The sequence below is a fragment of the Alteromonas sp. MTD1 genome, assembly GCF_042848195.1.
In the GTDB taxonomy this organism is placed as follows: Bacteria; Pseudomonadota; Gammaproteobacteria; order Enterobacterales; family Alteromonadaceae; genus Alteromonas.
This window is the reverse complement of sequence record NZ_BTGG01000003.1, coordinates 332,007-355,054: the sequence shown is the minus strand read 5'-3', so window position 1 is coordinate 355,054 and position 23,048 is coordinate 332,007. Positions and strand designations below refer to the sequence as shown.

General features: G+C 44.8%; 16 protein-coding genes and 1 pseudogene. 5 read left to right on the top strand and 12 right to left on the bottom strand.

Annotation, left to right across the window (positions count from 1 at the left end; genetic code table 11):
• Window positions 1-346 precede the first annotated feature (346 nt).
• A complete protein-coding gene (locus tag ACGHAV_RS05990) occupies window positions 347-1,705 on the top strand; it encodes a serine hydrolase domain-containing protein (protein WP_390377830.1) in 1,359 nt (452 codons plus the stop codon).
• A 221-nt stretch (window positions 1,706-1,926) separates the two neighbouring features.
• On the opposite strand, the gene ACGHAV_RS05985 is transcribed toward ACGHAV_RS05990, so the two are convergent.
• Window positions 1,927-3,102: a GGDEF domain-containing protein gene (locus ACGHAV_RS05985; protein WP_390377759.1), complete on the bottom strand. Its 1,176-nt coding sequence runs from the start codon at window positions 3,100-3,102 to the stop codon at window positions 1,927-1,929.
• Between the two features lie 288 nt (window positions 3,103-3,390).
• On the opposite strand from ACGHAV_RS05985, the pseudogene ACGHAV_RS05980 reads away from it, so the two are divergent.
• A pseudogene (locus ACGHAV_RS05980) lies at window positions 3,391-3,666 on the top strand (transposase zinc-binding domain-containing protein); the annotation flags it as partial.
• A 207-nt stretch (window positions 3,667-3,873) separates the two neighbouring features.
• Here ACGHAV_RS05980 and ACGHAV_RS05975 read toward each other — a convergent pair.
• On the bottom strand, window positions 3,874-5,079 hold the full coding sequence (locus tag ACGHAV_RS05975; protein WP_390377756.1) for a M24 family metallopeptidase: 1,206 nt from the start codon (window positions 5,077-5,079) through the stop codon (window positions 3,874-3,876).
• 154 nt (window positions 5,080-5,233) lie between these two features.
• Here ACGHAV_RS05975 and ACGHAV_RS05970 point away from each other — a divergent pair, with 154 nt between their 5' ends.
• Together ACGHAV_RS05970 and ACGHAV_RS05965 are read left to right on the top strand one after the other, a co-directional pair.
• A complete protein-coding gene (locus tag ACGHAV_RS05970) occupies window positions 5,234-5,404 on the top strand; it encodes a hypothetical protein (RefSeq protein ID WP_390377753.1) in 171 nt (56 codons plus the stop codon).
• A 120-nt stretch (window positions 5,405-5,524) separates the two neighbouring features.
• Complete coding sequence (locus tag ACGHAV_RS05965) at window positions 5,525-5,971, top strand: MAPEG family protein (protein ID WP_390377750.1); 447 nt, start codon at window positions 5,525-5,527, stop codon at window positions 5,969-5,971.
• Window positions 5,972-6,153: 182 nt separating this feature from the next.
• On the opposite strand, the gene ACGHAV_RS05960 is transcribed toward ACGHAV_RS05965, so the two are convergent.
• The 4 genes from ACGHAV_RS05960 to gcvT form a co-directional block, all read right to left on the bottom strand.
• Window positions 6,154-7,905 carry a diguanylate cyclase gene (locus ACGHAV_RS05960; RefSeq protein ID WP_390377746.1) on the bottom strand — a complete coding sequence of 584 codons (1,752 nt, stop codon included), beginning with the start codon at window positions 7,903-7,905 and terminating at the stop codon, window positions 6,154-6,156.
• A 145-nt stretch (window positions 7,906-8,050) separates the two neighbouring features.
• Window positions 8,051-10,960, bottom strand: coding sequence for an aminomethyl-transferring glycine dehydrogenase (gene gcvP, locus ACGHAV_RS05955; protein ID WP_390377743.1), 2,910 nt, complete (start codon window positions 10,958-10,960; stop codon window positions 8,051-8,053).
• A 118-nt stretch (window positions 10,961-11,078) separates the two neighbouring features.
• Window positions 11,079-11,468, bottom strand: coding sequence for a glycine cleavage system protein GcvH (gene gcvH / locus ACGHAV_RS05950; protein WP_390377740.1), 390 nt, complete (start codon window positions 11,466-11,468; stop codon window positions 11,079-11,081).
• A 26-nt stretch (window positions 11,469-11,494) separates the two neighbouring features.
• Window positions 11,495-12,574 carry a glycine cleavage system aminomethyltransferase GcvT gene (gene gcvT / locus ACGHAV_RS05945; RefSeq protein ID WP_390377737.1) on the bottom strand — a complete coding sequence of 360 codons (1,080 nt, stop codon included), beginning with the start codon at window positions 12,572-12,574 and terminating at the stop codon, window positions 11,495-11,497.
• 138 nt (window positions 12,575-12,712) lie between these two features.
• On the opposite strand from gcvT, the gene ACGHAV_RS05940 reads away from it, so the two are divergent.
• Window positions 12,713-12,949 carry a hypothetical protein gene (locus tag ACGHAV_RS05940; protein ID WP_390377734.1) on the top strand — a complete coding sequence of 79 codons (237 nt, stop codon included), beginning with the start codon at window positions 12,713-12,715 and terminating at the stop codon, window positions 12,947-12,949.
• A 42-nt stretch (window positions 12,950-12,991) separates the two neighbouring features.
• Here ACGHAV_RS05940 and ACGHAV_RS05935 read toward each other — a convergent pair whose 3' ends face one another.
• From ACGHAV_RS05935 to ACGHAV_RS05910, 6 genes are all read right to left on the bottom strand, one after another.
• Window positions 12,992-14,338 (bottom strand): sugar MFS transporter, encoded by a 1,347-nt coding sequence (locus ACGHAV_RS05935; RefSeq protein ID WP_390377731.1) that lies wholly within the window; start codon window positions 14,336-14,338, stop codon window positions 12,992-12,994.
• Window positions 14,339-14,383: 45 nt separating this feature from the next.
• Entirely contained in the window at window positions 14,384-15,637 is a 1,254-nt protein-coding gene (gene nagA / locus ACGHAV_RS05930) for an N-acetylglucosamine-6-phosphate deacetylase (RefSeq protein ID WP_390377728.1), read from the bottom strand.
• Window positions 15,634-16,644, bottom strand: a complete 1,011-nt coding sequence (gene nagB-II / locus ACGHAV_RS05925; protein WP_390377725.1) for a glucosamine-6-phosphate deaminase NagB-II — start codon at window positions 16,642-16,644, stop codon at window positions 15,634-15,636. Before nagB-II ends, nagA begins: the two co-directional genes overlap by 4 nt.
• A complete protein-coding gene (locus tag ACGHAV_RS05920; RefSeq protein WP_390377722.1) occupies window positions 16,641-17,549 on the bottom strand; it encodes a BadF/BadG/BcrA/BcrD ATPase family protein in 909 nt (302 codons plus the stop codon). Before ACGHAV_RS05920 ends, nagB-II begins: the two co-directional genes overlap by 4 nt.
• 85 nt (window positions 17,550-17,634) lie before the next feature.
• Window positions 17,635-20,163, bottom strand: coding sequence for a family 20 glycosylhydrolase (locus ACGHAV_RS05915; protein ID WP_390377719.1), 2,529 nt, complete (start codon window positions 20,161-20,163; stop codon window positions 17,635-17,637).
• A gap of 111 nt (window positions 20,164-20,274) precedes the next feature.
• Complete coding sequence (locus tag ACGHAV_RS05910; RefSeq protein WP_390377716.1) at window positions 20,275-23,001, bottom strand: TonB-dependent receptor; 2,727 nt, start codon at window positions 22,999-23,001, stop codon at window positions 20,275-20,277.
• Window positions 23,002-23,048: the final 47 nt, after the last annotated feature.

Genomic DNA, 23,048 nt, shown 5'->3' with positions numbered 1-23,048 from the left:
GCATAAAAAAGTTTGCGTTGTTTTCATTTAGCGCAATAAAAACTTATTTGTGCTCGTTCCAATAAAGCTACCAAACAATGCACGTATTTAGTACTTAATGCTGTGTAATAGATTGATTGACCTTGACATTTTAGCCAAGTACTCTGGTATCACTTCGTAAAAAATGCGTAACGGAATACCTAACATGAAGCCAGTCAAAACACTTATTGCTAGTACATTGTCTATTTGCCTAGTTTCATTATTGGGTTGTACAGAACCGGAAACGCAAACCGCGCCACCCTCGCCCGCCCAAGAAAAAGAAAAAACGCAAGAAGCTCGCCTCTTAAAAACAAGGTTAAGTGAACGCATTCGCATTGAAGGCCAAGACGTTGATTACCAGTCTTTAGAACAGCGACAGGCGCACTACAAAGTGCCAGGGGTGTCTGTCGCATTTATGCGAAATGGGCAACTGGCTTGGACCATGGAAAGCGGCGTTAAAGACGTTACTACCAAGCTAGCTGTTGATGAAAACACGGTATTCCAAGCAGGCAGTATTTCAAAACCCGCATTTGCGGCAGTGTTGATGAAGTACCGCCAACATAACCCCATTGATTTAGATACCGACGTAAATAACTTGCTTACCAGCTGGCAATTGCCAGAACATGAATGGACTGGGCAAGAAGCGGTGTCGTTACGCCGATTGCTGAGCCACACGGCGGGTACTACAGTGCACGGCTTCCCCGGTTACGCAGCGGGCGAGCCAGTACCTACGTTGCAGCAAGTGTTAGAAGGCACAGCGCCAGCAAACACTAGCGAAGTAGTAGTTGATATTAAGCCAGGTACGCAAATGCGCTATTCAGGTGGCGGCACCACGCTGGCGCAGCTTGCCTTGCAAGAGGTAGCTAACGAACCTTTGCCGACTATGTCACGACGGCTTTTATTCAAACCTTTAGGTATGACACGTTCAGGGTACGAGCAACCCATAACGACAAACCTATCGAACAATATGGCTACCCCGTATGACGGCGACGGTACGCCAATTAAAGGTGGTGCGCATACCTACGCCACACTAGCTGCAGCTGGCATGTGGAGTACCCCTTCAGACATGTTGAAGTTTGCAAGTAGTGTACGCAGTGCGTATTTGGGGCAAACAACCGACTGGATATCGCAAGCTACCGCACAAGAAATGTTAACCAACAATACGCCAAGTATTCAGCCGCCTAATGTAGGAATAGGCTTTTTTATCAATATGGATGATAACGGTGAAATTTTAGGCTTTGGTCACGGTGGCGCAGATGCTGGGTTTATGTCGCAGCTATACATAGAACTAGATACCGGCAACGGCTACGCCATTATGACTAACGGCAACAACGGTAGGCAGTTAATCACCGAACTAGAAATACGTTTAAAAGAAGCATTAGACGTAGGCTATTCGGAAGCTGAAATAAAAACCGTATTGCCAATTAGCCAAAAGGAACTAAGTAAATACATTGGCACCTATGCAGTAACCAAACCAGTTGTTGTTGATGTAGTGCTAGAAAAAACAACCGATGGTTTTGTGCTTAACGCATTACCTTACGTTGAAAATGAAGAGTATTTTCATGAGGGTGAAGGGCTATTTTTTGCGAAAAATGGCAGCAGTAGTCGTTTTGAGATGGATGAAGAAAGTGGGTTGGTTGAGGCGCTTGTGATGGATGGTGGTATTCGGGGTGTTAGGAGAGAATAGTTGATTAGACGAGGACCGATACATGGCTCTAGACTTGTTTTGTGCAAGTTAGCGCCATTAAATTATTGGAAGGCAGTCGGCAACGAGCGTGAAGCGGACCTTGGAAGTTACTTACGCGCTTTTCTGCTAAAGACAGGAGCGGACATTCGATGGCTTTGCCATTTTTTTAGTTAGTTGTGGAAAACTATAGCCGTGAGTATTCTTAATAATTTTAAGAATTCTTAAACCGCATGCGCGTCATCAAATTCAAATTGTATTACTTTATTTCGGCCGGAGCTTTTTGCCTCATATAGTGCTCTATCGGCACCCTCTAGACCTGTTAGCCATGTCATGCCCGGTTGTGTTAGAGAAAAGCCAAGGCTTACAGTAATATAAATTGAATTTTTATTGATTGAGAGTGAGGTGTTCTCAATAGACTGACGAATACGGTCGGATAACAAAGCTATATCGGTTGAAGATGTATCTTTAACGATAATTAAAAACTCTTCCCCTCCGAGTCTAAAGCATTTGTCATAGCCTCTTAAATTCCTTTTGGTAATTTGACATACGTGCTTAATAGCCATGTCGCCAACAGCGTGTCCATACCTGTCATTGATGGATTTGAACTTATCAATATCGATAAGTATAAATGCGGCTTGCGACGATTTCCTCTCGCATTCTGCCAATATGCTTTTTGCTGTTATCTCAAGAGTAGAACGATTCAGCCAACCAGTAAGATGGTCTGTTGTTGCTATCTCTCTCAAGTCTACCTCTTTACGCCAAGATACAGTTAAAGAGAAGCATACGGAAAGGGCAAAGAAGAAGGCTATGGTAGCCAGTGTTCCACTGGTTTGGATTATGTCATTACCTAGAAATTCCATTGCAACATCTTCAGCTATTGCTATGAAACTTCTTAGAAGTGTTTGTAATATATACAGGCCGAATACGATAACCAGAGGAATGTATGCTCGTTTATACTTAGAACTTCGGTCTTGCCACAAAGCAATAATAGCAACTGCATACAAAGAGATTAAGAGTGGATATAAGAAGTAGGCCCGTAATACAAAAGACTGAGATACAGCAGGGATTGAATGAAATGCCACTGAAAAAATAAGCACAGAGAGTACCAATTTCCAGCACGACCCTTTTCCCGCAAGATTATATACACCACTGATTATCGTTGCATGCCCAATCAGAAAAAGCGTGTTTGGCACTAGAGGCACCAAATTTTGTTCGAGATATCCTTTAGTCGAAGCTAAAGAACATATTCCATAAAACAAAAAAGATATACTTGCTAAGGTCCAATCCAGAAGATATCGGTCAGCTTTTTTATTACTCGACAGGTAAAGAAGTGAAGCGGTAATCGCCATCATTACGTTAGAAATAGCGACGGCAACAGTAAGGGTGAAAACTTCCAAAATGCGTTCCTTACTTGATGGATAGTTCAACTTTGGGGATAGAGTACAACATGTTCCTAACTCCAAATAAAACGTACTTAATTTTTAATCTTATGTCTAGGCTTTTAGGAGCGTTTTAAATTTAATATTATCAGTAGACTGTTTTAAGTACCATTTTACCTTTGCCTCATTGTTCAGCGACCCCAATGAGCGTGAAGCGGACCTTGGGATAAGGAATTTTTCCACCTCAAAGGACAGTAGACCAAACCCAACTTCATCTGCACACTGAAATACCAATCCTTGGCAAGGATGCATTTGCTAGTAGCTCAATACTCTACCTATAAACGACATCGGCCAGAGCAGACATTGCTGTATCAATTAGTCGAAAGTCACTATCCAGAATTTATAAAGCAGCTTTCGGATCAAGGAAAGTCGTTACCACGCCATGTGGAAAAAGAGTTTGCCGAACTTCTTAAGTGTGGTCGTCTTGAACACGGATTCTTGCGTGTTATTTGTGACGACTGCAAACATGAGAAGCTGGTAGCGTTCGGTTGCAAAGGCAGGGGTTTCTGCCCAAGTTGTGGGGAAGTGGACACTTAGTTCAAATGTCGCCATGATAATGCCAGAGCCATACGTAACTAAACACGACAGCTATACTGTGCCTTATGATGAGCAATCAAAAGAGTTAGAGAATAAGTACTACCAGCTGCGCCCAATTGAATTTTTCAGTGCGGGCGGGGTCGCGCACTACAGCTGCTCCTCGTAACAAAGAGCAGCTTCATTTTAGTTTACTTACAAAGAGTCGATAGATTCACTAGGCTCAGTAAACCAAACTGGGCCCTCGTCGGTCATATAAAAGTGATCTTCTAATCGAATACCAAACTCGTTCGGTACTACGATCATAGGTTCGTTACTAAAACACATACCAGATGCTAGCGGGTGAGGATTGGCTTTTACCAAATACGGCCATTCGTGAATATCCATGCCTATGCCGTGCCCGGTTCGATGGGGCAAACCTGGTAAGTTATAGTCTGGTCCTAAGCTATCTTTAGCTAAGCTGTCTCGCGCAGCTTTATCAACATCGCCACAGGGAGCACCAACTTTTGCAGCGTTAAATGCGGCAAGCTGCGCGCGCTTTTCGCTTTCCCATAATGCCCGTTGCTTATCGGTTGGCTCACCAAAACAATAGGTTCTGGTGATATCAGAGAGGTAGCCATGCACCTTACAGCCAGTATCAATCAATACTAAGTCGTTCTTCTTTAGTACTTGAGGGTCTTTAACGCCGTGGGGAAATGAGGTGGCTTTTCCAAAAAGTACAATGCAAAAATAGTTACCAGCGGCCCCCACTTTCTTATGTGCATCGTTAATAAATGCTTCAACTTCTGTCGTGGTAATGCCTTCATAAAGCATACTGGCAGTCGCTTTGTGCACAGCTAGGGTCATGTCCATAGCGCGTTGGATGAGCGCGAGCTCATTTTTAGATTTGTGCATGCGACAGTGTGCTGTCACCTCTGCACCATTGATAACCTGCCATGGCTTTTGAAGCACTTTATTCAAACCATCTACGATAAAAAACTGGGTCGACTCATCCACACCCAATTTATCGCCACCAGCGATATTCAGTTCATCTAGCATAGCTATGACAAGCGCGTATGGGCTCTCGTGCTCTTGCCAACCGATAATCTCGCCTTCCACCAATTTGCGTTCGTTTAAAGAGTGAATTTCAAAGGTAGGCGCCAGATATACAAGGTCACCTTTTGCAGGCAAAAGCGCACCGACTAAGCGCTCACTGGCGTACCACTGCATTCCGGTAAAATACGCTAAGTTAGTTCCAGCGTTTAAATAAAGCGCTCCTATGCCATTTTCCTGCATATAATGCTGCGCCTTGGCAATTCGAGCTTTATATTCAGAAAGTTCTATAGGGCGCAGATCGCCTGTCATGTTGACAAGGCCGTCTAATGCTTGCTGTGGTGTTTTTGTGCCTATTATTTTGCCCATTTTTTGTCCCTACACTGGCGCAAGACTGATTGTCGATTGAGGTGCTCATCAGCCCGCCTTAACTATGAATTTATTGAAGCGGGCACACTGTACAATAATGGATAGGAAAGTCGAGATAAGCGAGAGTAGCGATGCCTTTTAAATGGCGTAATTAATGCTGAACACTCGCTTACTAAAACTCAATTTTAGAGAGCACTTTTCCATGCAGCTTCTGGCACTCATCGGAAATCAAGAACAGCAAACCATCGACAATCGCGAACCCAAATCGGTGTGGAGGGTGAAACAGGCCTTGGTCATATCTACTGTGCTGTTCAGCTTCAGATAATCATCGGTACGAGTATTGAGAGAATAGTCATAGTTTGACCAGTCGGTTGAAGAAGACAATTGTGTATACTGGTACAACTCACGTTGTTAGATAATCATTTTATTGATTTTCGGAGAAAGAATGGAAACACAAATGCACATTATGGGTTCAATTACAGCGCTTTTACAGCCGATGATGGCGTTAATAATCTGGAGTATGTTGGTTTGGTTGTGGATGTACGTCACTCGATTACCAGCAATTGCTGCCGCGAAAATGAAACTAGACCCAATGGCGCCATCGGGTACTCAGATGGCTCAATTACCGGCAAAAGTGCGCTGGAAAGCTGAAAACTATAATCATCTAATGGAACAGCCTACTCTCTTTTATGCTGTAACTTTAGCCTTGTGCATTTTAAATCAGGTTTCCGAATTGGCGATAATCGCGGCATGGAGCTATGTCATATTACGCATTATTCACAGTGTGTTTCAGGCAATGCTCAACATTATACAGATTCGTTTTGTACTTTTTGTTATGTCGAATATTCCATTGATCATTTTGATTTATCTTGCAACTGGCTATGTGTACTAAACAGAGGTACAACATCGAAAATAATCAGCCAAAAACCAAGAGTTGCGCTTTCACTTTTAAAACTTATATATCATTTGAATGAAGATATGTATGAGACCGCTTTTGGCACAAACCGGGCGTTTAAAGTCTAAACACCAAAGTAAAGCTATCAAACCAATACAGGCTACAACACTTCACCACACTCAACATACAGCGACGCTAGACTCACTTTGATCCGTTTCAAAAGAAACTCTATTACGCCCGCTTCTTTTAGCACTGTAAAGTGCATCGTCAGCCGCTTTTAAAACTTGTTCAAAAGGTTGCTCATTACTTTGCGCTAAACCAGCACTAAGTGTGTGAGTGATTGTTCTGCCATTAACTTCTGTCGGGTTGTTCTCGAAAGCTTGTCTAATTCTTTCGATAATTAGGAAAGCTTCTGATCTTTTGCAGTTATCCAGTAAAAGAAGAAACTCTTCTCCGCCGATCCGAAAAGCTGCATCGTTTCCTCGTATACATGACTTTATTATGAAAGATACATTCTTTAATACTTCATCCCCTGTAGCGTGACCGAAGTTATCGTTAATTGCTTTGAAATGATCGATATCAACGACTGCCAAAGTGTATGCCCCCTCGTTCGCCATTAGCGGCTTGCGACTTTCAAGCTCCTCGTCCAATGCACGCCTGTTGAATAAACCCGTTAGCGGATCGGTAAGTGATGCAATTTCTGCTTGCTTCTTCTGCGACTGCTGAAATAAAAACCACCTGGCAAGAGAAATTGAAAGAGTCGTTCCTTCAATTAAGATCAAGAGTTGAGCAACTTCGTGAGCAATGTCATTCGATAGATATTTAGTACCAATACCCATCGAAAAGAAAAGCATAAAGGCAAACATAGATATGCCAAACATGCTCCATCCAAGCATGAACCAAAAGGCAAAAGATTCTCTAGTTTTCAACCAAACTCTAATACCGAAGATTGAATTTAGAAAAGCCAACCCTGAAAAACCCATTACACCCACCACAGCAAGCGTATCTGAAACTCTAAAGAGAGCGTTGAGAGCTAGAAAAGAACCTGTAAAAAATAAAGTCCACATCACCTTGTTAATATTAGGAAAACCATTTTTGCTAGGTGATAAATGAAGAATGAAAAACAAAAAACTTAGAGTAAGTGATGACTGTAATGCAAATACAAAGAGTCTATTGTGTATCTCAGGGTACTCTGGATAAATGAATTGGAATGATACGCCTGAGTAAGACAAATAATAAGCACCAGCAAAAGACATCATTAGAGAATAAACGAAGAATCTTGGCTGCTTTAGAACGATGGAAAAAATCAGCCAAATGCCACCAAGTGTGAGGGCTACAGCCGAGAAGAAGGCTATTTTAGCTATGTAGGTAGTATTATGCTGAACGAAATCGTCTTCACTCCAAAGGCTAAGGTGCAGGCTTGTAAACTCAACATGTGCGTTGGATAACTTTATATAAACTTCAACTAAAGATTCAGGTTCAATACTGATTTCAAAAGTGGGCAAGGGACTAAGAACTTCTCTAGACTTAAAAGATAGACTTCCATCAACTCTTTTATGAGTTACCTTTGCGCCTTCAATTGCAAAAATCTCGAACTTATCCAGAAACGCAATGTCAGTTTGTACAAAGGTACTTTCTGTATGAGGGCCTGAATTTGTTAAAGTAAACTTAATCCAAAAAGGTTTCTTAGAAAGTCCTGCTTTTGAATTTTTTTGAGTCAATAATTTCCAGTCTGTTTTTACAGGGATTTGTTTCGGATACTGAAAAATTGCTTTCTCGTCTTCAAAAAATTGTGCTCTTTTAAAAACATCTTCTCCTGAAGCACTGTTTCTTATGTCTATTGGTTTAATATTAAGTTCTTCAGCACCAACTTGAATGAAAAACAGTGAAAAAAGAATCAATAGTAGAAATATATGGCATCTCTTTGTCATGTGCTTCAGCTACTTTCCATGTAATAGAATCCGTCTCTTTTCTACTCTACTAATTCTACTTTACCGGAACAACAAAAAAGGCGAACCAACAGGTTCGCCTTCCAAATCAATCAAGCTTTAACAGCAAAGCTGCTAAACCAACACCCTATTCTTCAGAATAGCTCTCAATGCTTGGGCAAGAACAAATTAGGTTACGGTCGCCGTATACGTCATCAATACGGTTTACCGTTGGCCAGAATTTGTTTCTGTGTACTTCTGGTGCTGGGTATGCCGCTAGCATGCGGTCGTAGCTGCGGTTCCAGTCGCTGTCACAGATATCTGCTAGCGTATGTGGTGCATTGTGTAGTGGGTTGTCAGTGGCATCCCACTCGCCGCTTTCTACTTTCGCTACCTCTTCACGAATACTAATCATGGCATTAATGAAGCGGTCTAGCTCGTACTTCGCTTCCGACTCTGTTGGCTCAATCATAAGCGTACCCGCTACTGGGAAGCTCATAGTTGGCGCGTGGAAGCCGTAGTCGTTTAGGCGCTTCGCAATGTCTACTTCGGTCACACCGCTTGCTTCTTTAAGCGGGCGCAGGTCAACAATACATTCGTGCGCAACACGGCCGTTGTTACCTTTGTAAAGTACCTTGTAGTGCCCTTCTAGCTTCTTCGCTACGTAGTTAGCGTTAAGAATAGCAACTTCGGTTGCACGGCGCAGGCCTTCGCTACCCATCATCTTAATGTACATATAGCTGATTGGCAGAATAGAGGCACTGCCCCATGGCGCTGCCGAAACCGCACCACAGTCTTTACCCGCTGTTGCTACGTCTACCACTGTGTGGTTTGGTAGGAATGGCGCAAGGTGCGACTTAACACCAATTGGTCCCATACCTGGGCCGCCACCACCGTGTGGAATACAGAAGGTTTTGTGTAGGTTAAGGTGCGACACGTCTGAACCAATGAAACCAGGTGAAGTAATGCCCACCTGCGCGTTCATGTTCGCGCCGTCCATGTAAACCTGACCGCCGTGCTCGTGAACAATGTCACAAATCTCGCGTACGGTTTCTTCGTATACACCGTGGGTAGACGGGTATGTGATCATGGCGCAAGACAGGTTCTCGCCCACTTCTTCGGCCTTCTTACGAAGGTCGTTAAGGTCTACGTTACCGTTTGAATCACAGGCAACAACCACTACTTTTAGGCTAACCATTTGTGCAGATGCTGGGTTAGTACCGTGTGCAGAGCTTGGAATTAGGCACACGTTTCTGTGACCTTCGCCGCGGCTTTCGTGGTAACGCTGAATAGCCAATAGGCCTGCGTATTCACCTTGTGCACCCGAGTTAGGCTGCATTGAAAGCGCGTCGTAACCCGTTACGTTAATCAGCCACTTAGCTAGCTCGGCAATCATTTCTTGATAGCCTGTTGCTTGGTCTAGTGGTGCAAACGGGTGAAGCTGACCAAATTCAGCCCATGTTACTGGGATCATTTCAGCCGTTGCGTTTAGCTTCATGGTGCATGAACCCAATGAAATCATTGAGTGGTTAAGCGCCAAGTCTTTGTTCTCAAGGCTCTTGATGTAACGCAGCATCTCTGTTTCAGAGTGATACTTGTTAAATACTTCGTGCGTAAGAATGTCGCTTGTACGTACTAGCGCATCAGGAATAGATTTCACGTCTTGCGTGGTTACTTCGGCGTCTAGGCCTTCAACCGTTAATCCGTGATCATCACCTAGGATAACATCGAATAGCGCAACAATGTCTTCACGCGTTGTGGTTTCATCTAGTGCTACACCTACCGCGCCTTCTAAGTCGGCACGCAGGTTCATGCCTTTCGCGTATGCTTTTGCTAGTACGTCTTCTTTGTTGTCTACCATTACGGTAAGCGTGTCGAAGTAAGTGCTGTGCTTAAGGGCAACGCCTTTTTCTGCGCCTTTCTGTGTAAGACCAGTAGCAAGAATGTCAGCGAAACGGTGAATGCGTTCAGCAATGGTTTTAAGGCCTTGTGGGCCGTGGTACACCGCGTAGAAGCTCGCCATGTTGGCAAGTAGTACCTGCGCTGTACAAATGTTCGAGTTCGCTTTTTCACGGCGAATGTGCTGTTCACGCGTTTGTAGTGCCATGCGCAGTGCTTGGCGGCCACGGGTGTCTTTACTTACACCAATGATACGGCCAGGTAGTGAACGCTTGTAGCTGTCGCGTGTTGCAAAGAATGCAGCGTGCGGACCACCGTAACCCATAGGTACACCAAAGCGCTGTGCACTACCCAGTGCAACGTCTGCACCTAGCTCGCCTGGCGACTTAAGCATTACTAAGCTCATTAGGTCTGCCGCTACTGCAACAATACCTTTCTTCGCTTGTACCGCAGCAATAATGTCGCTGATATCTTTAATTTCACCGGTAGTCGTTGGGTACTGAAGTAGCGCACCAAATACGTCGTGCTCTGCCGCTTCTTCCGCTGCGCCTGTGATAATTTCAAAACCAAACATTTCAGCACGTGTTTGTACTACGTCTAATGTTTGTGGGTGAACGTCGTTAGCAACAAAAAACGCGTTCGACTTTTTGTTTTTAGATACACGCTTAGCAAGACCCATTGCCTCTGCCGCTGCAGTCGCTTCGTCTAGTAGTGAAGCAGACGCAAGCTCAAGGCCGGTAAGGTCGATAGTAACTTGTTGGAAGTTAAGAATAGCTTCTAAACGACCTTGCGCAATCTCTGGCTGATACGGCGTGTATGCTGTGTACCAACCTGGATTTTCTAGCACGTTGCGCAGAATTACGTTTGGTACGTGAGTATCGTAGTAACCCATACCAATGAAAGAACGGTTAATTTTGTTCTTTTGCGCAACCGCTTTTAATTCACTTAATGCTTCCACTTCTGTCGCACCTTCACCACATTTCAATGGCTCTGGTAGCGCAATACCTGCCGGTACAGTTTGCTCGATTAAATCGTCTAATGAGCTTGCACCAATGGCAGACAGCATTTCTTCAATTTCACCTTTACCCGGGCCAATGTGACGGCGGATAAATGTATCTTTTTGCTCTAGTTGAGCCAATGTAGGGGAAGTATTCGACATAACGTTGTTAAGCACTCGTAATGGTTGCCGCAAGGGCGCGTTAAATCTTTAAGTTAAAAAGGGGCGCTAAAACTAGGCCCCTTTTTTAAACTGTGTATCTTTAAAACTGCGTGGCGAATTACTCTTCGTCAATGCTGTTTTCATAGCCTTCAGCGTCAAGTAGACCTTCTACTTCTGCCGCGTCGTCAGCTTTAATTTTGAACATCCAGCCGTCGCCGTATGGGTCGGTGTTTACAAGCTCTGGCGAGTCTTCTAGGTCTTCGTTAACCGCAACAATTTCACCTGAAATTGGTGCATACACGTCAGACGCTGCTTTTACAGACTCAGCAACACAAATGTCGTCGCCAGTGCTAACTGCGTCGCCAACATCTGGTAGTTCAACGAAAACCATGTCGCCTAGTAGACCTTGAGCGTGCTCAGAAATACCTACAGTGAAAACACCGTCACCTTCAGGGCGAACCCATTCGTGAGTAGCGGCATAGCGTAAATCAGTTGGGATGTTGCTCATAATTGTTCCTGTTATTCTTTGTTAACTTATAAAACACTTTTTCCGTTGCGTACAAAGGAGGGCTTAACCACTTTTACTGTAACCCACTTTTTGCGCATTTCCACTTCAACTGTCTCACCAACGTTACTTGGTACACGCGCCATTGCAATTGAGTGGCCCAGCGTTGGAGAGAAAGTACCCGAAGTGATAACACCTTCGCCGCTTTCTGTTTTCACTTTAAGACCATGACGTAGCACGCCTTTTTCGGTCATAACCAAGCCTACAAGCTTGTCGGTACCCGCTTCACGCTGAGCTTCTAGCGCTTTACGCCCTACGAAGTCACGCTCTGCCGGTTCCCATGTAATTGTCCAGCCCATGTTAGCCGCTAGTGGTGATACGGTTTCATCCATATCTTGGCCGTATAGGTTCATACCCGCTTCAAGGCGTAGTGTGTCACGTGCACCTAGGCCACATGGCTTAACGCCCGCGTCTAGTAGTGCTTGCCAGAAGCTTTCTGCTTGCTCAGCTGGCACCATAATTTCGTAACCCGCTTCACCGGTATAACCCGTGGTAGCAATGAATAAGTCTTCCGCTTGAACACCGAAGAATGGCTTCATACCCGCTACCGCTTCTTTTTGCGCTGCACTGAATAGCGTTGCCGCTTTTTCTTTTGCGTTAGGGCCTTGTACGGCAATCATGGCGAACTCTGGGCGCTCGGTAATGGTTACGTCAAAGCCTTCTGCTTTGCCCATTAGCCAGTTCATATCTTTTTCGCGCGTTGCCGAGTTAACCACTAAACGGTAATTAGTTTCGTCGAAGTGATAAACAATAAGGTCGTCTACTACACCGCCTTCTTCATTTAGCATGCCGCTGTATAACGCTTTGCCTTTGTCTTTTAGCTTGGCAACGTCGTTTGCTAGAAGGTACTGAAGATACGCTTTCGCTTGTGCGCCTTTTACATCAACAATTGTCATGTGAGACACATCAAACATACCCGCGTCTTGACGCACAGCGTGGTGCTCTTCAATTTGCGAACCGTAGTTTATTGGCATATCCCAGCCGAAGAAATCGACCATTTTCGCACCCGCTTCTAGGTGCTTTGCGTGTAGGGCGGTGGTATTAGACATTCCACTTACTCTTTTTAATTGAAAGGTAGAAAACGTGGTTGAGTATAGTGAGGCAACGTTTTAGTAACAAATTGGAAATTTTAATCAATACATTTAAAAAACAAATGTATAACCGCGGTAACATCAGAAAATCAAATATTGAGCAGCATTTATGTATTTAGAGAAACGAATGCTATCCAGCGACAAGTGCTTATCTGTGGCTCGCCTGTTCAATACAACAACGTACAGCGCATTCGACTAGATGCGGGAAACACCATTAGTTTGAGTACGTTTAGTCATAATGGAAGCGATATAGATATTTCTATTAATGGCAACAATAACAACTTCTATTCTCCGCTAAACCCTTACTCATATGGTGAAGCTTTAAAGAAGTAAAAAAGGCGCTAGTGTTGCTAGCGCCTTTGTTTTATATATCTCTTACCAACTTTCTTTTTTGCAACCCAGTAATGCGTAGTATGCGATAAAGCAATAACACGGAAGCATAATGGCATAGGCAGTTTGGCCGCCGATGGATTCGCTAGTTACGCCGTACACCATGGGTAAAATAGCGCCTCCGGCAATACCCATAATTAATAGCGCAGAGCCTTGCGCGGTGTACTTGCCCAAATTATTAAGGGCCAGCGGCCAAATAGCAGGCCACACCATTGCATTAGCTAATCCCAACAACGCAATGAAAGTTACGGAATTAGGCAATGCCTGCACACCTAACCAGCCCCACAATGCATTCGAAACACCAGTATCACTATTAGAGCTAAGCATTATGCATATTGTTAGCACCAAGCCTAATATTGCCGAGCTCAGTAGTGCTGTTTGTTGTGAAATAAAACGCGGAATACACATCAAACCAATAGCATAACCAATTACCATGGCTACCATGGTAAACGACGTTAGCGTAGTCGCATTCTCTACCCCAATAGATGAGCCATACAGTCCAATGGTGTCGCCCGCTACTACTTCTACACCTACGTAGAAAAACAAACTTACAGCGCCCAATACCAAATGCGGGAACTGCAAAATTTGTTTATTTTGCGGCGCTGTATTAGCAAGTGCGTCAGCTGCCTGCTCGCTGTTACTGGTGCTTTCTATTGAAGGAAGTGCGATACGCATAAATACCAATGCCAATAACCCCAGTGCTATGGCCATGCCAACATAGGGCTGAATAAGCGATACTGACATGTCGTTTATTAGCGCTGCACGCGCATCGGCGGGCATGGCGTTTAGCGAATCTTGATTAACATCTGGCAAGCCACTTAATACCAAGCTAGTAAATACAATGGGGGCCAATACACCCGCAGCTTTATTCAATAAGCCCATAAACGCGATGCGCGCTGCAGCGCTTTCTTCATTTCCTAACCGCACAATGAAGGGGTTCGACGCTGTCTGCAAAATGGTAAGCCCACTGCCTACAACAAATTGCGCCAGCAAGAAAATAGGGAAAAAAGCCGTAAGCGCCGCAGGAACAAACAACAAACAGCCTACTGCAATAATGCCAAGCCCCAGGCTCATGCCTTTTTGATACCCAGTTTTTTCGAGTATTTTCGCCATAGGCAAAGCCATAACTACGTAGGCTATATAAAAGCAAAATGCGATAAGTAAGGCCTGCAACTCTGTTAGCTCGCACACCATTTGTAGGAATGGGATAAGGGCGCCATTAAGCCAAGTGATAAAGCCAAAAATAAAGAATAAAAGGCCGATACTTAAAATGGGAATAAAGCGGCTTAATCCTTCTGTGTTGGGTACATCTGATTGAGCTTGTGTTGTCATGTCAAAAGTCTCTTATTTTGATTATTCTATTGAGTCGCTTGATTGTTAATTGCTAACTTCATTCGGCGGCGTTTTGTGCTCGGTTTTGTCACTGCTTTTGTCACGGCTGTTTTCGCTGGTTCTATTATTGCTGCCTTCGTACTGCTCTTCAGAATAAGTGAATTTCTGAGCGCCCTGAAGCCATACTTGGCAAAGCGTATTTGTACCGTCCAGTACAACAAAATTCGCCGCTTTTCCTGAAGCAATATCACCTACCCTATCATGTATTTTGGTAAATACCGCAGGGGTTGTACTTGCCATTATGCTGGCGCTTTCCAGCGATATACGAATGTCGTTAACGCAGTTGGTAAGTGCGCCATGCATATCTAAGCAGCTACCGGCTAACGTGCCATCAGGCGTGGTTAGCTTGTTCCCTGTACGCGTAATGTGTGTGTCGAAGAACGCAATGCGGTTTTCGCTTGTTCCTACATGCGCCATAGCATCGGTCACTAACATTAGCTGGTTAGGGCCTTTTGCTTTAAAAGCTAGTTCCACAGTTTTAGGGTGAACGTGCTGATGATCGACAATAATGCCACACGTACTGTCGTAAAGTAGTGCTGCGCCAGTCATGCCGGGTTCGCGTGATGTTAGAGGCGACATTGCATTAAATAAATGAGTAAACCCAGTCGCGCCGGCCTCAAGCGCTTTTTCGACCACATGGTAAGGCGCGTTAGAATGCCCTAACGCCACAATTACACCATGACCTACTAATTCACGAATAACATCGCTCGACACGTTTTCAGGCGCTACGGTAACAATCACTTGGCCAATATCTTTGCGGGTATAAGTAGCCATTTCTCGCTCTGATAGCTTGCGAATGTAGCGTGGTAGATGCACACCTTTCTTTTCAACTGAAAGGTGCGGCCCTTCAAAGTGAACGCCGGCAATAGATGCGTGCTTATTGGCTATGGCGTTGCTTATGGCATCTGCTGCGCGCTCTATAGTGTCGATATCGTCTGTAATTAACGTGGGGAAAAGCGTTGTAGTACCGAATTGCAGGTGCGCTTCTGCCATTGTTTTTAGGCTGTCATATGAAGGAGCGTGGTTGAACATTACTCCGCCCCCACCGTTTACCTGCGTATCAACGTATCCAGGTAAAAGAGTACCTTTGATGTGCTTTGAAATATTCGCCTTTACTTCGTCGCCAACTAAAGAATACCCGTTAATGCTTTTGAAGACGCCATTTTCAATGCTTAACACTTGATTGAATAACCAAGCACCTTCCACCAGCACTTTTTCAACAAGAAGATGCGTGATCATTGTGTTTTCGTTACCTTGTTCAAACCTGGCGGAGTATCAGGGTTTAAACCCCACTCTATGGCAATGCGCTCTATATCTAAGTAGAAACGTTGCATTAGCAACAAAGCAGAACAACGCGGGTGAACAGCTTGTGCGTTACTGTCATCAGCAACACCTAGGTCAATACATTCACCACCTCTTGCTTTTACGTCGTCAACCATTGCGGTGTGGAAAGGGGCGCTTTCATCGTGAATATTTAGCGCTATAAGCTTCAGCTTTTTTTCAACTAGCGTTACAGGCCCGTGAATAAACTCGGCGCTGCTAAATGCTTCTGCGTGAATGCCCAACACTTCCTTCAATTTCAACGCAACCTCTCGCCCCACTGCGTAACCAAAACCACGGCCTAGCACTATGGTATTTCGTGTATTTTCCAGATATTCAGAGGTTAGCTGAGCGGGTGACGTAATAACCGTATTGAGTAATTCTGGCAACATTGCTAGAGACTCAAAAAGCGCATTGTTGTTACTCCAACGTGCGCACAGGTGAAGTAATGCAGACAAGGTAGCAATAAAGCTTTTTGTCGCCGCTACTGCTTTTTCTTCACCTGCGGAAATGGGAATGACCGCGTCGGCAAGTTCAGCTAATGGCGACGTTTCATCGTTTACAAACGCTACTGTAAACGCACCGCCTTTTTTAGCCGACTCGGTTTGCTTCAAAATATCGGGGCTTCTTCCCGATTGTGAAATTACAAACGCCACCGCTCCGCGCAAATTAAGCTGCTTGCCAAAAATGCCTGCAATCGACAATGCAGCGCTGCACACAGGGATCCCCATTTCGGTTTCAAAAAGATATTTTCCAAATACGCCAGCGTGATCAGACGAGCCACGGCCAATAATGTAAATAAGGTGTGGATTTAGCTGCTTAAGCTTAGATGCAAGTTCGCTAACCGCGGCGTCATTTTTATCTAGCTGCTTTGCAATAACCGCAGGTACTTCGCGGGCCTCTTTCGCCATTATTGATAACTTCATTTCTCACCTTTTAATTGAAAACAAGCCGTTTTAGCGTAATGGATAGCACCTTGTTGTGGTGTTGCCTTACATGCCACTAAACGCGCTTTAACAGAATCTGAAAAATATGTGGAATACACGTTGCTCAAACCACCAATCATGGCAAGCGGAAGGTCATGCTGTTGCAATAACCTTTGCGCCATGGTTTCGATGTAGGCTGCGCCTTCTTCAAACATTGCGCATACCGTTTCGTCTTTGGTGTACAGCATAGGCAGCATAGCTTCTACCAACGCAGCATAGTGATGGGTATTAAAAGTAGCGCACTTACTCACAATGTGGTTGATATCGTTAGTTCGAAGCGTGCTGCAAACCTCTAAAGCCAGCGTGTCCATAGGCGCTAATTCATCTAAACACAACAAGGTGTGCTTTACGGCTTTTAAGCCAAGCCACGCCCCACTGGCTTTATCGCCAATAGGAAAGCCATGACCACCTACATCGTGAAATGCATTGTTGTGCCACAATGTGCCTGACGAACCAGTACCAATAATAATGGCCGCACCACTTGCGCCATCGTGCGCACCTAAACATGCAGCGTGCAGATCACTTAGTACATAAAGTGAATGAAACGGATGTGCCCAAGCCTCAAATTCGCGCTTTGCACCGGCAATATTTGCCCCAGCTAAACCAGCCCCTACCACACACTGCGACGCGCTAATTTTTTGTTTATTAGCAAACGTTTGGTTAGCCGATGCAACGGCAAGCGAAATAGCTTCTTGTATAGATGTTTTGGCCAGTTCACTGTCTCGCATGATATTGGCAGGGCCACTTACACCCTCTCCTAACAACGTACCTTCGCTATCTTCTAATCTTGCTCGACATTTGGTGCCGCCACCGTCAATGCCAATAAAAAATAAATCAGAACTCATTTACGCTTCTCGTTTTTATAAAATAGGTATGACATGCATAAGAATGATGACAGCGCTGTCATTTTTAACCATTAAAAACAAGCACTTACAACAGTGCTTGTCGGCTTGTTTTCTGTGTATCTTTAAGTCTTGCACGAACTTTTACATTAGCCGTAGGCTTAACAGAAACTGGGGTTGTATATTCAACCCATTCTCCAGATGAAAGTTGATATTCTGCTACCAAGCCGCTTTTAACATGCATCGTTAGCACACCATCCACTATTTTCGCAGCTGGCATTGGCACGCGAACATTTACATTTTGGTGTACTAATACAGGTGCATGCTGATTAAGCAACGCGTGTTCAAATGCGTGATAGTCTTGGTCTCTGCGTTGTCTCAAGCTACCGTCTTCAGCAAGCATCAGTGCATTTTTCTGCCATGTCGCTTTATGCCATGCACGTTCGGCAAGGGCTAACAATCGCGGGAATACCATGTATTCCACAGCGTCTTGGTTTACCGTTACCTCACTCCATAACTGGCCTTGAATACCTACAACCGATGAAGTGTTAACCTTGTGGTTGCTTTCATAGCTTTGCCCCATGCGAGTAGTCCACTCTTGACTGTGAAGTGGCAAATGCTCTGGCATAAGTGAGAAAACTTTGTGCGTACTTGTAGCACGTGAGCCCCAGTAATAACCTGGTTCAAGTGGGTTACTTTGATATGGAAAATCAAAGTAAAGTGCGTCGGGGAACGACAGCACCACAGGTATATTTGCTTCGGCAAAATGCGTTACCGTGTTTTCCCCACCAGCAGCTAGCAAGTGCCACACATTGGTATATGCCTTGCTGTTGTCTAAACGCGTCGCGGCTTTCTCCATGCCATCGCTCCAACCACCTATTGCAATATCATGCTTTTGGGCAATGTCTTGAACACGCGTTACAAAGGTAGGAAGAATAGTGTTTGCTTGAATGCCTTTTGCTTTGCAAATAGGTGACTCTATCCACGCCCCTGCGGTTTCATCAGCCCCCACATGAAAGTAATTAAGCGGCACCTGAGCTTGTTCGTGTAACGCTTTTACCGACGTCATTATGGTGTCGATAAACGTATAGGTACTGTCAAGACAAGGATTAATGGTGTTGTCGCTGTAAAACTGCACGCTCTCGTAGCGCGTTGTATCTTGGCGATCCACTAACACATATTTGTTGGCTTCAGCGCTTTTGCCTTCAGACATAAGGCGCTTATAACGCGCGTTCATAGAAACGATAGCCGCACGAGCATGCCCAGGCATATCCAGTGAGGGAATAACTTCAATGCCGCGGCGATAGGCCATTTGAAGAATATCGATGTAATCTTGCTGCGTTAAATAACCGTTACCCTGCGCGCTCTTAAACGGGCCACTGCCAAGCTGTGGCAGCAAACAGGTTTGCTCTAACAAGTCGTGACAGCGAAAAGCACCAATATCAGTAAGTTCTGGCAATGCGTCTATCGCCAGTCGCCAGCCCTCGTCATCACTTAAATGAAGATGAAGCTTATTAAGCTTGTAAGTGAACATTTGTGTAATAACTGACGCAACTGCGGCTTTTCCTGGGAAGTGACGTGCAATGTCTAGGTGCATACCACGAAATGCATAACGGGGCTTATCGCGAATAGCGGTTATTGGCAGTCTGTGCGAATTTTTATTGTAAAGCTGTGCCAAGGTGAGTAGCGCATAGTTAGCGGCTACCGCATCTTTAGCATTAATCTCAACGCCGCTGTCACTTACAACAAGCGTGTATTCACCTTCAACAAGTTCGTTGGGCGCATAACCAATATTTACAGGCATGCCATCGCTTTGCTGCATCAGCCCGAAATACGCAGCCTGCTTTAATGCTGGAGATAATGCTACTTCAAGATCTTGTGCTGTCGTGGCATCGTGTGTGGCAACAGGTTTAATAACTATACCCGTTATTGAAACGGTCTCGCCTGTGTCTTTTCGTTCAGCAACTTGCGGGATAACACGGTTACGCTGTTCGTTCTTACTTGTGCTGTTAATATGCTTATCAGCAAGGTAAGCACTATCCATCAACGGCATTTCATCAGAGGCAGTGCGCTTGTATTGCGCTTCACTTTGCCAAGAGTCGGTATGTTGATTGACTAATAAGTTGCTACCGGGCTCTTCAATTCGGGTGGTAGACGCCACAATGACCGGGGAAAGCGATGGATAAGTGAGATAATAATTAGGCATGGCGTCGCTTCGCGAGGCATGCCAGAAAGGCGCTGATAGTGAGACTTTTACTTCATTACCAGCGGCTATAGATTCCTTAAATGTTAGGCGATGCAAGTCGCCATTTATATGTTCTATGGTTATGGCGCTGTCGGTATCAAAACCGCGAACAGGCGCTATATGGCTAAAAAATAACGATGTGTTGGCAGGAATAACATCGCTTTCGCTTTTCAGCGTTATTTGTGAAGAGAAACAATCGCCTTTTGGAATATGCGCGCGGCACGCAGTATCATCGATATTACTTAGCACAGTGTAATGTGCGCTTAGGTGCTGACCAAGACTGTCTAATTGCGCCTGCTCAACGTTTACCTGAACAGATTCGGCGGGTGAACACGCCATTAGCAACACAGATAATCCCAAAATACGTATCACGTCACAGTTCCTATGGTGTTTATTATTGATTAAAAATAAGGGTAGAGCATGTGCTCTACCCTTTTCAAAAGTAAAAATAGCGAACACACTAGCTACTTTTACACCCCCGCGTTAAAACTTCATGCTGGCGCCAACGAAGAAGCGGCGTCCGTTGGCACTTTGTGTACCGCCAAGACGTTTGCCGTCGCTGCTGCGAACATAATAGTTCTCCCAAATTTCATCCGTTAAGTTCAACGCTTCTGCTTTCAACGTAATGGTTTCTGTCACGTTCCAGCTTAACTGCGCATCTAGCTGAGACTGTTCGTCACGGAACTGGTCGCCAATTTCAGCTTGGGCAATGAAGTACTCAGATCGATAGTTGTAGTTAAGACGCGCGCTGTACACATCAGTTTCATAAAACACACCAATGTTAAACGAGTCTTTTGACGTATTCGGGAAGCTTACAAAACGTGACGCAATAGTTGCTCCAACAATGTTACCGTCGTCATCAGTTACAGGCACAGCTTCATCTACTTTGGCATCTGCCACGTCTGTGTACGTATAGTTTGCATAGCCACCAAAGCCGTTATCGAACACGTGTTGAATTTGCATTTCAACACCGTCAATAGATGTTGAGCCGCCATTTTCTGGCGTTCTTAGCTGATTAATTTGCTGCCCATCAATTTCACGCGATACGGTTTTGGTAAAGATAAAGTCGTTAATGTCTTTCTTAAATACCGTGATAGCAGCAACTGACGACTCGCTAAAGTACCATTCTGCGCCTACTTCAAACTGGTTTGCAGTAAGCGGATTAAGCTGAGGGTTACCGGCCGAGCCCGAGCTGGTTTCCGGCGTTAGGTTTACCGCAGGCGCTAGCTGAAACGGCGCTGGACGAGTTAACACTCTAGATGCAGCCATACGAAGCAACACGTCGTCTGTCAAGTCGTAAGATAAGTTTATGCTTGGAAGCCATTCGTTATAGCCACCATCAAACGCTACTGCTTCGCCGGTATTGAGGTCGAAACCGTTAGACGTTGAATCGGTTTCAACGTAGCGAAGACCTACATTACCTCTAAAGCCTTCACCGCTGAATTTCGCCATTACATAAGCGGCGGTAATGTCTTCTTCAATCTCAAATGACGACTCATCTAAGAACTGGTCAGTGCGACGACACAGCGTTGTGGCATCACCTGTACACTCAGCTACGCTGTACAGAGCGTTGTACATGCTATCTTTGTCTGGAAAGAAGTAGCTTGCGCCAACGGCATTCGTATTAGAATGCGATACGTTAATCATATCACCATTCCAAAATGCCGACGCAGGGCCAAGGCTACCTTCTCCTGTAGGCGCTAAGTTTGCCAAATCAGTTCTGAAACGGGTTTGTAAGAAGCTGCGGTCACGGCGTTTAATACCGGTTTTCACTTCAGTTATAGCACCCCAATCTACGCTGTGTTCATAGTCAAACTGGATATAATTTTCTTTATCTTCTGTTGCATTAAGCTGGTCGAAAATACCACCTAACCACATTTCATCTGTTGGGTTAGCAAGCCACGGACTTGCCGTTGTGAAGTCAATGTACGGAGAGTCGCCACCAGGGTTAAAGAAATCAAACGCGGCGCGCGGGTCGTTAGCATCTGCCCAAAACTCTGTAAAGAAGTCGCGGTTTTCGCCTTCACCCGTTGTTGTACCCACTTGGAAATGTAGCTTACCGTCACCCATTAAATAATGGCCTTCAATATCAATGATCTCGGTAGACATTTCTGAACCATCGCGGAAAATATTGTCGTAAGCAATAAAGCGTGCCCAAGGCGGACGCTGGTCAACACCAACCACATTTAGCGACTCAACCACGTTATCTGCACTTACCGTACCCGTGTTTGTGTCGGTTCCCATGTAAGCGATGCCGCGAAATGGAATACCAATAAGGTTTGAATTCACGTTATCCGCTTTAAGCGTAGATGACAGGTAATGTACTGACATATCGAAATCGTCTGTTGGTGCCCACTGAGCGGTAACATCGAAACCAACGCGTTCACGATCTTGTTTAAACAGTGCAGAGCCCATTCCCCAAGGTAGTGCACCTTTTCTATCAGCGCCTGCAGGTGCTTCTATTAACGGGTCGATACGTGGAATACTTGGACCAAACCAACCAAAGTCTTCGTTAGTTTCACGCTCTACCGTACGTTCTTGATAAGATCCAGAGAAAAGAATTCCGAAAGTTTCGTCGTCGTTCTTCCAGCTGTATAGCCCAGAGATTGAAGGGTCTAACGCATCAGCGATGTCACCGTACTGGCCTTCAATAGAAATCTGACCCGAATTGGCATCTAGGTCGAATGGCTTACGGGTTTTAAGAATTACTGTACCACCTAATGCACCTTCATCAATGTCAGCTTGAGATGATTTGTATACTTCAAGGCCTGCAATCATTTCTGATGCTAGGATCTCGAAGTTAAAGTTACGCGTCGCATCTGACAGTACAAACCACTGCCCGGTACCCACAGCCTGACCGTTTACCAACGTTAAGTTCTGATCGGGTTGCACACCACGAATCGTCACACCTTGACCTTCACCAAAGTCGCGGTCGATAGTAATACCAGGTACACGTGCTAATGTTTCAGCAACGTTCTTGTCTGGAAACTTGCCAATGTCTTCAGCGGTAATTGCATCAACAATTGCGTTAGAAAAACGCTTAGCGTTAATGTTGGCCTTTTGGCTTCCACGGATCCCTGTTACTTCAATGACTTCAGTTTCACCAGCTTCTTGTGCTACAGCAACCGGTACAGAAACACTCGTTAACGCACCCATAGCGATAGCGAGGCGAACACTTCTTGTTAGTTTGTTTTGTTGGTTTTTGGACATTGTTTTAACCTTTTCTCAGCCAAAAATGACAACGCTGTCATTTATTA

Bases quoted from the DNA above. Each gene is read 5' to 3' on its own strand.
- ACGHAV_RS05975 (WP_390377756.1), bottom strand. From the start codon at position 5,079: ATGGGCAAAATAATAGGCACAAAAACACCACAGCAAGCATTAGACGGC.
- nagB-II (WP_390377725.1), bottom strand. From the start codon at position 16,644: ATGAAGTTATCAATAATGGCGAAAGAGGCCCGCGAAGTACCTGCGGTT.
- gcvP (WP_390377743.1), bottom strand. From the start codon at position 10,960: ATGTCGAATACTTCCCCTACATTGGCTCAACTAGAGCAAAAAGATACA.
- gcvH (WP_390377740.1), bottom strand. From the start codon at position 11,468: ATGAGCAACATCCCAACTGATTTACGCTATGCCGCTACTCACGAATGG.
- nagA (WP_390377728.1), bottom strand. From the start codon at position 15,637: ATGATCACGCATCTTCTTGTTGAAAAAGTGCTGGTGGAAGGTGCTTGG.
- ACGHAV_RS05910 (WP_390377716.1), bottom strand. From the start codon at position 23,001: ATGTCCAAAAACCAACAAAACAAACTAACAAGAAGTGTTCGCCTCGCT.
- gcvT (WP_390377737.1), bottom strand. From the start codon at position 12,574: ATGTCTAATACCACCGCCCTACACGCAAAGCACCTAGAAGCGGGTGCG.
- ACGHAV_RS05935 (WP_390377731.1), bottom strand. From the start codon at position 14,338: ATGACAACACAAGCTCAATCAGATGTACCCAACACAGAAGGATTAAGC.
- ACGHAV_RS05970 (WP_390377753.1), top strand. From the start codon at position 5,234: ATGCTGAACACTCGCTTACTAAAACTCAATTTTAGAGAGCACTTTTCC.
- ACGHAV_RS05920 (WP_390377722.1), bottom strand. From the start codon at position 17,549: ATGAGTTCTGATTTATTTTTTATTGGCATTGACGGTGGCGGCACCAAA.
- ACGHAV_RS05960 (WP_390377746.1), bottom strand. From the start codon at position 7,905: ATGACAAAGAGATGCCATATATTTCTACTATTGATTCTTTTTTCACTG.
- ACGHAV_RS05965 (WP_390377750.1), top strand. From the start codon at position 5,525: ATGGAAACACAAATGCACATTATGGGTTCAATTACAGCGCTTTTACAG.